Here is an 11,316-nt window from a genome sequence, read left to right on the forward strand (position 1 = left end):
GCGTGTTAGTGACCACTTTCATCCCCGGTACAGTTGTACGCCGAGATTTTTTTGTACTTACCTGTGAAACTTTCATAAAATGGGACTGGTTAGACCTCTTTACAGGCTTTGAATCGAATAGGGATCGGTACATGAAAGTTGTCGATTTTCTGAAGCACAAGCGCGAAATCCTGGCGCAGCACCCCTTTGAGCTCAAGGATTGGCTCTCTCCGGCGATCCGTGACTACTGGCGTGAGTTTCAGCAAAAGGCACATCTTCACCCTTTGCTGGGACGGGTGCTGGATCTCCAGGCGGAGCAGTCGCAGGTGCGGCAGCAGCGCGCATCCCAGGCTCAGGCGGTCAACAGCCAGCCGACCCTGATCGAAGAGAATGCGGTGGAGCTGAGTGGCGAAGCCGCCACCCTCTACGCCGAGCTGCAGGCCCGGATCGGGGAAGAGACCCATGTGGGTGAGTGGTTGCAGATAAGCCAGGGGTTGATCGATCAGTTCGCGGCGGTGACCGGGGACCATCAGTGGATCCACACCGATCCCGAGCGTGCGGCGGCCGAGTCGCCGTTCAAGACCACCATTGCCCACGGTTTCCTGACTCTGGCCCTGCTGCCCCAGCTCACCGGCTCGGTGGACGAGGCGACGCCGGAATTCCCGAGTGCCCGCATGGTGGTGAATTTCGGTCTGGAGCAGGTTCGCTTCCCGTATCCCATCAAGGTGGACAGCAACATCCGTGCCCGTACCAGGCTGTCCAGAGTGACCCCCATCAAGGGTGGGCTCGAGCTGCTCAAGGAGATCAAGATTGAGATCGAGGGGATCCGCCGCCCTGGCTGCGTCATCGAGTCGGTCACCCGTATCTATTTCTGACGCCCGTCCCTCACGGCGATACACACAGGCCCACTTCGGTGGGCCTGTGTCGTTTCCGGGTCCCTAGAAGCTGGCGCCCAGGGTGATGATATGGCGCCACTCCTTCTCGCTCAGGCTGCTTCTTGCGTCCTGATAATCGAGCCAGGCGTCGTCCCAATCCAGCTCGCTCGACCAGGAGAGGCGCAGGTGATCGTTGAAATAGTAACGAAGCCCCAGGCTGCCGCTGATGGACTGCCGTCTGGTCAGATAGGGTGAGGGCTGGTCGATGAACTTCTCATAGCGCCCCTTGCTGAAGAGTTCAAACTTCTCCTGCCACAGCTCGAGGGGCTGGCGATAGTCCCACCCCAGGCTGAGGAAGGGGTAGTTGATGATCCGCTCGTCGAACAGATCCGAGTTGCTCCACACATCAGGGGTGAAGTAGGCCCGCTCCAGACCCAGCTGGCTAATAAGCTCCAGACGGCGTCGCTTGTCATTCCAGAAGCGGTAGCCGGGGCCGGAGGCATAGTCTATTTCAAGGTATCCGGCCTCGATCAGGTTGTAGTCGATGTCGATGGAGGAGCTCAGGAACCAGTGGTCGTCGAAGAAGAAGTCGAGCTTGGGCTTGAGCTTGTATTCGTGGCTGTCGGTGATGTTGTTCGCCGTCTCGTAGATATATTCCCCATCCAGGCTGTAACGCCAGTCCAGATTGGCCAGCTCGGTGGAGACCTTGAGGTTGACGTTGTTGGTCTTCTTGGTGTTCTCCTTGAGCTTGATGTTCAGATCGCTGGTGCCGGTCAGGAGCCAGGCATTCACTTCGTCAGGGGAGTCCAGCAAGGGGATCCCCGTCTTGGTCAGCGGCTTGGGTTTCTCCTGTTTGTCCAGGCGCCAGCGCTTGATGGCATGGCGCTGGACGGTCAGGGCCTTGCTATAGGATGGCTTGATGCGGATCTGATCGTCCGTGATCTCTTCTATGGTGCCGGTCAGGCGATCGCCGTTCTGCATCCACAGTATGTCCGCCATCGCCGCTGAGCCCGGCAGCAGGGTCAACAGGAGCGCCAGCAGGGGAAGGCCGCATCTCGTCATGGTGATCTCCGGGAGAGTCTTAGCCGCTGATGGGGCGGGGCAGCCCGTTCTTGTCGTCGAGCAGGGCCGTCACCCGGGAACCATCTATCTCGGGGGCCGCGATGAACTGCTCGACCTCGGGGGAGAGCACCAGCGGGGCACCCTCGGACATCTCCTCCTCGGTGCGGGAGAGGGGGGAGTGCACCTCCAGCCAGCGGCGACCGTCGGGCTCCAGCGCCGTCTTGACCGGCTGGTTGATCACCTGTACCCGGGTACCGACAGGCACCAGGCTGAACAAGGTCTCTATGTCGTCCGGGCGCAGCCGGATGCAGCCCGCGCTGACCCGCAGACCGACCCCGAACTCCTTGTTGGTGCCGTGAATGAGGTAGTCCTTGTTGCCATAGCCCAGGCGCATGGCGAACTTGCCGAGGGGATTGTCCGGGCCCGGGGGCACCACGGCCGGCAGGTCTATGCCCTTTTGCTCCAGCCAGGACTTGCGCACCATGGGGCCGGGTACCCAGGTCGGGTTCGGATTCTTCGCGATGACGGTGGTGGTCATCTCAGGGGTCTCGCGGCCTATGTCACCTATGCCGATGGGTAGCACCATTACTTCCGCCTTGTCCTTGGGGAAGTAATAGAGGCGCAGCTCCGGCAGATTGATGACGATGCCCTCCCGCGGCACATCGGGCAGCAGCATCTGGGTCGGCAGGGTCAGCCGGGTGCCTGGGGTGGGCAAATAGGGATCTACCCCCGGATTTGCCTCGAGCAGCGCCAAAAAGCCAATCTGGGTATGTTTGCCAACCAGCTCCAGATGATCGCCAGGTTGGACTATGTAGTCTTCCAGCTCACCGATGAGACGGCTGTCCGCTGGCGGAAGCGGATAGGTTTTCGACCAGGCCGGCGTGGTCCAGAGGCTGGCAACGGCCAGCAGCAGTGAGACGATACGGGTATTGTGCATGGTGTTTCCTATCGGCAGTTCTCGAGGGAAGCGCTTCCCTCCCCAAAAATGAGCGGAGATTGTCAACCAATCGACCGGGGATTACCAGCGCCGGACCACCCTTCTCCCGGGCCGGATTGAGGCAGGTTGAGGGGGATTTTCGGCCCTCAGTCCCCTGTTTGCCGGGGAAAGGCGGATAAGCCTGAATCGGCGCCGGGGTGGTCGGCCCTGAGACCATGTCTGACACCTTGGCGCCGCATGTCGGCAAGCAGGCCTGGGCCTGACAAGGGGAGTCAGAGTCGCCACAGGCTGACGGTTTAATAGCCAGTCGTCTGATCTGCAACGAGATTTACGTTGATTTCCCGACTCGGGTTGGGTCAATATGAGGGCCCGCGGAGAGATGCCGGAGTGGCCGAACGGGATTGACTCGAAATCAATTGTGGCAGCAATGCCACCCAGGGTTCGAATCCCTGTCTCTCCGCCATTTATCAAACCCAACTTGTCAAACAGGTTGGGTTTTTTGTTTATGTGCTGTTTATGGTGCGCGGCCATAGTGCATGGCATTGAGCCTGAGGCATGACACCCGCGAGGAAGTGGTGGCAATACCGGCTCCTGCTGCCGTACTCGGTTCTGTGAAATCCACATGTCTTCATCGCCTGCGCACTCCTCATTCACCTGAGGGCAGCCCCTTTACCATCAGAAAATGGCAAAAAAACAGCCGCAAGGCGGCTGAAAAAGCGAGTCATCGACCATGACCCGGCTGTAGGCATTCGATCAAACTGGCCGCACTGCGGCGCTCCAGGGCATCGGCATGCGATGGGGGCCTACTCCAGGCCCCTTGAATATCAGAGATGCCATGACTGTGCAGGTCATGGCTTCACGGCAATCGTCCCTGTGTGACTGTGCGCTCTTCCTCTCATGTGCGAAGACCCGAGCGGCCGCCACCTCGGAAGGCCGCCCGGGATTGTCAGGCTTCCACCTTGAGGGAGGCCATGTCGATGACGAAGCGGTACTTCACATCGCTCTTGAGCATCCGTTCATAGGCATCGTTGATATCCTGGATGGCAATCACTTCCACATCCGACACTATGTCGTGTTGGCCGCAGAAATCGAGCATCTCCTGAGTCGCAGCCATACCGCCAATCATGGAGGCCGCTACCGCCTTGCCGCCGATCACCATGGGCATGCTGTCCAGGGCCGGTTCGAGCGGGCCAAGATAACCCACCAGCACCAGGGACCCCTTGAAACGCAGGGTGGGAATGTAGGCATTGAGATCGTGCACATAGGGCACGGTATCGACGATGAGGTGGAAGTGACCCGCAACCTGAGCCATCTGGGCGGCATCGGTCGAGATGACGACCCTGTCGGCGCCGAGCCGATGGGCATCCTCTTCCTTGCCGGGCGAGCGGGTAAACAGTGTCACTTCGGCACCCATCGCCTTGGCCAGCTTGATGGCCATATGGCCGAGACCGCCGAGTCCCACGACGGCGACCCGGCTGCCGGGGCCGATGTCGGCGTTTTTCAGGGGTGACCAGGTCGTGATGCCGGCGCACAGCAGCGGCGCCGCCCCCTGCAAGGCGAGGTTATCGGGAATGCGCACGACGAATCCCTCCTTGACCACGACCTTCTCGGAATAACCGCCTTGGGTCAGGCTGCCATCGATACGGTCGGGGGCGCCGTAGGTGTAGGTTGCTGTCTCGCTGCAGTGTTGCTCATGGCCCTCTTCGCACGCCTCGCAATGACCGCAGGCGTCCACCATGCAGCCGACCCCGACCCGATCGCCAACCTTGAATCTGCTGACCTGGCTGCCGATGGCAACCACCCGGCCGATGATTTCATGGCCCGGCACTATGGGATAGCGGGTCCAGCCCCAGTCATTGCGGGCGGTGTGCAGATCCGAATGGCAGACGCCGCAGTAGAGAATGTCGATCTCCACATCATCGGGGCGTGGCAGTCGGCGAGTGATGGGATGAAGTGCCAGCGGTGCCGTGGCCGAGGCGGCCGCATATGCGTTGACGGATTTAATCATGGTGTTCTCTCCGATGGGGTGGCAACAGTTGCCGGGGTATCTCTGTGCAACGCAGGGGCTGCACGGCGTCTTGAACGGGTTGAGTCACGGGATCGGAACCTCATCCGTTCACCTGGGAGGGGTGCAGCCGCTTGCCGCTGCCGACCACCAGCGTGGCCACCATCAACAGGGCGGCGCTGCCAATCAAGGTGGCGCCTATGGTGTAGTGATCGAGCAGCCAGCCACCGATGCCAGCCCCCAGCATGATGGAGAGCTGGATGGCGGCAACGATGAGGCCGCCGCCACTCTCGGGGGCATCGTGGATCCCCCGGGCTATCCAGGCTGACCAGGCAACCGGAATGGCAGCATTGATGGCACCCCACAGGGTCAGCATCAGCGCGACGCCCCAGAAGGAGTGCTGCATGGCGAGCAGGCCAAGGGTGATGAGTGCAAGCATCAGGGGCAGCCATCGCAGCAGCCGATAGAGGTGACGATGCAGGGTGGCGCTGGCCACTGTGGTACCCACGAAACCGGCCATTCCCAGTGCCAGCAGCAGGGAGGAGAGCTCCGGCAGGCTGGTTTGGGTACGTGTCTCCAGAAACGGTCGGAAGTAGGTAAACGCACAGAAGGCGCCAGCAAAGGTGAGCATGACGCCGAGCATGGCCATCGCCACATTGGGTCTCTTGAGCAGCCCCAGAACCGGATCAGCACTGTGCTTGCTTCGCATCGAGGGCAGGCTGACTGCCATCCACAGCAGGTTCAGCACCACCAGCGGTGTAAGCAGCCAGAACACGCCCCGCCAGCCGATGATGCCACCCAGATAACTGCCGAGCGGAGCGGCAAAGGCGGTGGCGACGGCATTGCCGGTGTACATGAGGCCGAGGGCCCTAGGCACCGAGTCGGGGGACACCAGCCTCATGATGGTGGCGGTGGCCAGTGCCCAGAATCCACCGACCACCACGCCCAGCAGGGCCCGGGCCAGCATCAGCAGCGCAAAGTTGGGGCTTAGCGCGATCAGGATCAGGGAGAGCAGCATCACCAGTGCCAATACCATCAGCACATGACGCCGCTCATGGTGGGCGCAGACCCGGGTGACCAGCAGGCTGGCGACGACGGCGAAGAGACCCGAGATGGAGATGGCAAGGCCCGCCTGGCCATCGCTGGCACCGAGATCGCGGGCGATCGGGGTCAACAGGCTGACCGGCATAAACTCGGCGGCGATCAGCAGAGCCACGCAGAGGGACATGGCCCCCACGGCTCCCCAATGCTCCTGTACCACGGGCGAGTATTCAGTGGGTGCAATAGATGGATGTTCAGTATTCATTTCACGACCTGATATTGAAGGATGGAGGTGCGTCATTTGACGGCTTCAATGGTGAGGGTGCCCGAAGGCTGGGCGGTTAAGGCATCCAGACCCGATGCAAGGCGTCCCAGTCGGATTAGGCCGCTCGAGTAACCGAAGTCCCGGTAGTAGATCGCCAGATTGCCCCAGGGTGCGTAGTAAGCGATGTCTCCGACTTGCGGGTCTATCCCCTCTGGCGCCGCCTGAGTCGTCAGCTTGCGCGGCAGGTAGGCAATTTTTTCCGTCTGCGCGTACTCCTCCAGTGCCAGGGTCAGGGGGAGCAGGGAGAAAAAGTCCCGGGCGCTCGGCGTATCGTCGAGCGTCGCCACGGCGGTGCGGCCATTGATGGTCATCTTGATGCGCATGTTGTCTTGTCCGTTGAGGCTGAGGGTGACGTTTTGAGCGAACTCCTGCTGCCACCAGGCCGTGGTGTCGGGGAGGCTAGCCATGGCGAGGGGCTGGCCGATTCGTGGTGTCAGCAAGCGATAGGGCTTGCCGTCGCTGGCAAGGCTGATCCGATCCAGCGGCGCCATCCAAGGGTGGTTGGCCAGGGCAAATTTGCCCAAATGAGCTGGCATCAGGGCACGGGCTTGCAGATCCTCTGCTGCCTTGACGGCTTCCTCCGGTGTCATGTGGATCAGTGGCCAGCGCGGGTCGTATTGCCCCATGTCCAGCACGGCCAGATCGATTGGCCCCAGGCGCCGGCCGATATCGGCAAAGTGGCGACCGTAGCCGCTGTCACCGCTGAAGAACAGGGTTTGCCGGACACTCTTAAGGGCGAAGGCGACCCAGAGCGTCTGGTTCTTCTTAAACAATCGCCCGGAGTAATGACGTGCAGGCAAGAGATGGATGGTCAGTTCGGGATCCAGTTGCAGGGTGCTGTTCCAATCCGCCTCATGGATGCGGGCCTGTGGGTAGCCAAAGCGCTCCAGATGAGCGCCGACACCGAGTCCGCTGACCACCGCCTTGACCCTGGGCAGCAGTGCCTTCAGGGTTGGGTAGTCGAGATGATCCCAGTGATCGTGGCTGATCAGCAGGTAGTCAATGTCGGGGAAATCCCCGGCGCTATACGGATTACTGCCTGCAAAAGCTTCATTGGCATAGGGCAGGGGGGCGGCATTGTCACTAAAGACGGGGTCAATCAGGATGCGTTTGCCCGCCAACTGGACGTAATAGGAGGAGTGTCCGAGCCAGATCACCAGATCCGCATGGCGGTCAAGACGGTGAAGGTCGGTCTTGACGGCAGCGAGGGGGGCGGCGGGAGTCAGATCTTTGGCAGGATTCAGCCACCCCGACAGGATGATCGAGAGGGTACTGCTGTCACCGGTCAGTACAGGTGTGGGCTCTAGATTCTGAAATTCACCGCCTCGGTAATGGGGTGAGCGGGTGATGGCATCAAGGCGTGCGCCTGAAGGGATGGCCCCCATCTGCGGTTGCCCGATAAAGAGCATGGCCGAGGCGGCCAGTGCCGCCGCGATCAACAGCAAGGCCAGCAGTATGGTGCGTGTTTTAGTGGTCATTGCCGCTCTCCCGACATCAGCTTTCGTGCAGCAGACATGTCATGTGACACCACATCCGATGGAAAACGCGCGGCGGTATGGCCCGCCGCGTGCTTGGTCTTTACTTCAGGTTGGTCTTGAAGAACTGCTCAAACTGACCAAAGGGGATCTTGCCTGCCACGTTATCGTAGAGATCCACATGGTTGGCGCCCGGTACCACGACCAGTTCTTTTTGCTGACTTCCCACGGCCTTGAAGGCATCTTCGGCAAAGTAGCGCGAGTGGGCGTTCTCGCCGGTGACGACAAGCGTAGGAATCGTGATCTCGCTGGCATAGCTCAACAGCGGCATGTTCATAAACGACAGCGGCATGGTGGTGGTCCAGGCACCGTTAGAGTTCACCGAACGCGCATGGAAACCGCGCGGGACACGGTAGTAATCGAAGAACTCCTTGAGTACCGGATGCGGATTGTCCGGCAGTGCCTCTGGCAGGGTCCGGCTGGCTGCCGTGACCTTACCCTTCTGATCGACATAGAGATCGTGATTGCTATGGGCAAAAGAGCCACTTTCCGCGTCTTGCCAGCGTTGTTCGTTCAGGTGTTTCAATATGGCGCGGCGATCGGCAGTGGTGTAACGATCCTTGCCATCGCCCACCCCATGCCCCATGGCTCGACTCATGTCATACATCACGCTGGTCGCCACGGCTTTGACGCGAGTATCGGCGGCGGCGGCATTGAGGGCCATACCACCCCAGCCGCAGATCCCCAGCAGACCGATCCGGGTACGGTCCACCTCCCCTTGCAGGCCAAGGAAATCGACGGCGGCACTGAAATCTTCGGTGTTGATGTCGGGTGAGGCCACATCGCGCGGTTGGCCGCCGCTTTCGCCGGTGTAGGAGGGGTCAAACGCCAGAGTGACGAACCCGCGCTCGGCCAGGGTTTGGGCATAGAGACCGCTCGACTGCTCCTTCACCGCGCCAAAAGGGCCGCCCAGGGCAATGGCCGCCAGCTTGGCGTTTCCCCGGTTCTTCGGCAGATAGAGGTCAGCGACCAGGGTGATGCCATAACGGTTCTTGAAGCTCACCTTACGATGCTCGACTTTGTCGCTCTGGGCAAAGGTCTTGTCCCATTGGGTCACCATGGAGACGGGTTCAGTGGGATTGGCAGTTTGGGCATGGCTCATGGTGGAGACTCCGGTCAATGCGGCGCCCAGCAGCAGGGCAGACGCGATAGCGGTCAGCTTCTTGGGGATAACATTCATGGTAAAGCTCCTTGAAATCGGATTTCTGATTCGTGGTCCTGAGGGTGGCTTGATGGTGTTGTGAACCATGAGCTGCATTCTAGTTAGAACTATTGATGATGATTAGATCGGGTTTTTTGATAACATTGATGCGCTTGTGTTCTTAATTAGGGCGTCCAATGGACGTTGAACAAACTCTGGCTGGATGAAAAATGTGGGTGGAACAAGATGACAAGCCGCGAGAATTACAACGATCTCCACGTCTTCATGCTGGTTGCCCGGGAAGGCAGCTTTACCCGTGCGGCTGCCAGGCTGGGGCTGGCCCAGTCCGGGATCAGCCGCACCATCCGGGATCTCGAGACCCGGCTCGGGGTGCAACTGCTGGTGCGCACCACCCGCAGCCTGTCACTGACCCAGGCTGGCGAGCAGTTATACCGCACGGCACAAAGCGGCTTTCAGTCTCTGGATGCGGGGCTCGCCACCCTCGCCCACTTTCGCGATACCCCTTCCGGCACTGTGCGGATCAACGCCAGTCAGCACGCCATCGACAAGGTGCTGCTGCCCAAGCTGGCCCTCTTCAGGCAACACTATCCGGATATCCGGCTGGAACTCATCAGCGAGAGCCGCTTCGTGAACATCATCGATGAGCGCTTCGATGCCGGCGTGCGGCTGGGGGGGGAGGTGGACGAAGGAATGGTGGCCGTGCGCATCACCCCGGATATGGAGATGGTGATGGTGGCGACGCCGGATCACTTTCTGCAATACGGCTTTCCGCAGACACTGGCCGAGCTGGCGGTGCATCCCTGCATTGCCTATCAGTTTGCCGATGGCAGCCTCTATCAGTGGGAGCTGTGGCAGGAGGGCAAACTGGTCAAGCATAGGCCCCAGGGACAGTGGGTCTTCTCCGACAGTTACATGGAGGCGGCGGCAGCAAGAATGGGGTTGGGATTGGCCTATGTCCCTGAGGAGCTGGTCGCTGATGAACTGGCGCGGGGAACCCTGATCCGGGTGTTGCAGCGGTTCAGCCACCGCCTGGATGGCCTCTATCTTTACTACCCCCATCGCAACGTGTCGCCCGCCTTGAGAGCCCTCATCGACACGCTGAAACTGTGAGGAGAGAAGCCAGATGCCTTGGCATATGGCGCCGACAGGGTGAACGCCATGATGCCTCAACCCTGCTCGCAGGATGGACTCGGGCACGGGCGCTGATGGCGACATCGCCCATCAGGGCGTTTTTGGACAAATACCAGAGGAAACAAGCGCCTGGTCAGGATCAAGGCCCCTGGATAGGCGCAGGATTCAGGCCAAGTTCAGCGCTACCCCGGTATGGTGCTCGGCGTCGATGCGAGGCAACGAATGGCAAGCGAGGTGGCAGCAGGTTGAGCCCTGCCCGTTGCCCGCCAAGACGCTGAGGGACGGCGGTATGGGGTGACATCCTGACTCGGGCTTGCTCTCACGGACGACGCCCATTTTCTGCCGCGACGAGCGGCCGTCACTATGCCGGTCCATGATCTCTTTCTGCCGCACCGGCGGCCCCCCATTCTCATGCCGTCCAGGAGGACATATGACCGAATGCCATCTGCCCAAGTGCAACCCCGCTTCTCTCATTCGCCAGATAGGGATAGGTCTGGCGGCCGGCGCCCTCTGCTTGCTGATGTTGAGCTATGTGAGCCCTGCTCGACAGAGCGTGCCCGAGACGGCCCCCGCGCCAGCAGAAGCCTCCTCGCCCCAATCCCGGACGAGCGGCGCCGCGGCAACCGCCCGCCAAGGGGATGAGGCGAGCTTCCTCCTGCCGGCGCTGACGGCCGGGGCTGATGGGGAGAAAGGGGAGGGGATGACCGCCGGGGTGACAGTCACCCCCATGATGGGCGAGCCGAGCGCGGCCGTCTTTACAGCGCCGCAAGAGATAGCGGCGCAAGAGAAGGTTGCCCATCAGCCGCCCATGGGGATACCGGCAAGCCTCCCCCCAGCAGCTCCTCAGCCTGCGGCCAAGGATCCCGTCCCCTCCGAGCCCGCGTCCAAACCGGCGCCCACGTCCGAGAGCAAGCCCGAGATAAAGCCTGCGGCCAAGGCGCAAGCCACGGCGCCCGGCAAGGTGAGTCTGACGCCGGCCAAGGTCCTGCAACAGAAGAACGGCAACCACCTCAGCGTTCAACTGATGGGGTCCCGCAGCCTGGCGGCCATAGAGCAGTTTGTGCTCGCCAACCGGCTCGCCGGCCAGGTGTGGGTCTATCAGACCCGGTTCAACGGCAGCCCCTGGTACGTAGTGCTGAAGGGGGAGTATGCCGGCATGAGCCAGGCCCAGGCGGCCATTCGCACGCTGTCGCCAGCCCTGCAGAAGGCGGATCCCTGGCCCAAGTCATTCGCCCAGGTGAAGCGCGAATTGCAACAGTAGCCC

9 protein-coding genes and 1 tRNA gene are annotated in these 11,316 nt (G+C 61.0%); 4 read left to right on the forward strand and 6 right to left on the reverse strand.

Annotation, left to right across the window (positions count from 1 at the left end):
* The first annotated feature begins 131 nt into the window (after positions 1–131).
* Positions 132–854, forward strand: coding sequence for a MaoC family dehydratase (locus tag Aeroheme_RS05995; RefSeq protein WP_163153423.1), 723 nt, complete (start codon positions 132–134; stop codon positions 852–854).
* A 63-nt stretch (positions 855–917) separates the two neighbouring features.
* Here the strand turns inward: Aeroheme_RS05995 and Aeroheme_RS06000 are convergent, their stop codons facing one another.
* Both Aeroheme_RS06000 and Aeroheme_RS06005 read right to left on the reverse strand, forming a co-directional pair.
* Entirely contained in the window at positions 918–1,916 is a 999-nt protein-coding gene (locus Aeroheme_RS06000) for a DUF481 domain-containing protein (RefSeq protein ID WP_411166866.1), read from the reverse strand.
* Between the two features lie 19 nt (positions 1,917–1,935).
* The gene (locus tag Aeroheme_RS06005; protein WP_106886166.1) at positions 1,936–2,853 is read right to left on the reverse strand and encodes a L,D-transpeptidase family protein; all 918 of its coding nucleotides are present in this window, start codon (positions 2,851–2,853) and stop codon (positions 1,936–1,938) included.
* A gap of 373 nt (positions 2,854–3,226) precedes the next feature.
* On the opposite strand from Aeroheme_RS06005, the gene Aeroheme_RS06010 reads away from it, so the two are divergent.
* Positions 3,227–3,316, forward strand: a tRNA-Ser gene (locus Aeroheme_RS06010).
* 483 nt (positions 3,317–3,799) lie between these two features.
* Here Aeroheme_RS06010 and Aeroheme_RS06015 read toward each other — a convergent pair.
* The 4 genes from Aeroheme_RS06015 to Aeroheme_RS06030 form a co-directional block, all read right to left on the reverse strand.
* The gene (locus Aeroheme_RS06015; protein WP_234675872.1) at positions 3,800–4,861 is read right to left on the reverse strand and encodes an NAD(P)-dependent alcohol dehydrogenase; all 1,062 of its coding nucleotides are present in this window, start codon (positions 4,859–4,861) and stop codon (positions 3,800–3,802) included.
* 100 nt (positions 4,862–4,961) lie between these two features.
* On the reverse strand, positions 4,962–6,086 hold the full coding sequence (locus Aeroheme_RS06020; RefSeq protein ID WP_411166867.1) for an MFS transporter: 1,125 nt from the start codon (positions 6,084–6,086) through the stop codon (positions 4,962–4,964).
* Positions 6,087–6,196: 110 nt separating this feature from the next.
* Positions 6,197–7,702 (reverse strand): cyclophilin-like fold protein, encoded by a 1,506-nt coding sequence (locus Aeroheme_RS06025; protein WP_289976261.1) that lies wholly within the window; start codon positions 7,700–7,702, stop codon positions 6,197–6,199.
* Between the two features lie 100 nt (positions 7,703–7,802).
* Complete coding sequence (locus tag Aeroheme_RS06030) at positions 7,803–8,939, reverse strand: alpha/beta hydrolase (protein WP_289976262.1); 1,137 nt, start codon at positions 8,937–8,939, stop codon at positions 7,803–7,805.
* A gap of 207 nt (positions 8,940–9,146) precedes the next feature.
* Between Aeroheme_RS06030 and Aeroheme_RS06035 the strand changes: the two genes are divergently transcribed.
* Together Aeroheme_RS06035 and Aeroheme_RS06040 are read left to right on the forward strand one after the other, a co-directional pair.
* A complete protein-coding gene (locus Aeroheme_RS06035; protein WP_411166868.1) occupies positions 9,147–10,031 on the forward strand; it encodes a LysR family transcriptional regulator in 885 nt (294 codons plus the stop codon).
* 451 nt (positions 10,032–10,482) lie between these two features.
* Entirely contained in the window at positions 10,483–11,313 is an 831-nt protein-coding gene (locus Aeroheme_RS06040) for an SPOR domain-containing protein (RefSeq protein ID WP_411166869.1), read from the forward strand.
* The last annotated feature ends 3 nt before the right edge of the window (positions 11,314–11,316 follow it).

Origin of the sequence: Aeromonas sp. DSM 116730, assembly GCF_046581335.1 — a bacterium.
Classification (GTDB): Bacteria; Pseudomonadota; Gammaproteobacteria; order Enterobacterales; family Aeromonadaceae; genus Aeromonas; species Aeromonas rivipollensis.

What these genes read in the sequence shown, in the direction of transcription:
- Aeroheme_RS06005 (WP_106886166.1), bottom strand. Translation starts at nt 2,853, where the DNA reads ATGCACAATACCCGTATCGTCTCACTGCTGCTGGCCGTTGCCAGCCTC.
- Aeroheme_RS06030 (WP_289976262.1), bottom strand. Translation starts at nt 8,939, where the DNA reads ATGAATGTTATCCCCAAGAAGCTGACCGCTATCGCGTCTGCCCTGCTG.
- Aeroheme_RS06025 (WP_289976261.1), bottom strand. Translation starts at nt 7,702, where the DNA reads ATGACCACTAAAACACGCACCATACTGCTGGCCTTGCTGTTGATCGCG.
- Aeroheme_RS06035 (WP_411166868.1), top strand. Translation starts at nt 9,147, where the DNA reads ATGACAAGCCGCGAGAATTACAACGATCTCCACGTCTTCATGCTGGTT.
- Aeroheme_RS06000 (WP_411166866.1), bottom strand. Translation starts at nt 1,916, where the DNA reads ATGACGAGATGCGGCCTTCCCCTGCTGGCGCTCCTGTTGACCCTGCTG.
- Aeroheme_RS06020 (WP_411166867.1), bottom strand. Translation starts at nt 6,086, where the DNA reads ATGTCCCTCTGCGTGGCTCTGCTGATCGCCGCCGAGTTTATGCCGGTC.
- Aeroheme_RS05995 (WP_163153423.1), top strand. Translation starts at nt 132, where the DNA reads ATGAAAGTTGTCGATTTTCTGAAGCACAAGCGCGAAATCCTGGCGCAG.
- Aeroheme_RS06015 (WP_234675872.1), bottom strand. Translation starts at nt 4,861, where the DNA reads ATGATTAAATCCGTCAACGCATATGCGGCCGCCTCGGCCACGGCACCG.
- Aeroheme_RS06040 (WP_411166869.1), top strand. Translation starts at nt 10,483, where the DNA reads ATGACCGAATGCCATCTGCCCAAGTGCAACCCCGCTTCTCTCATTCGC.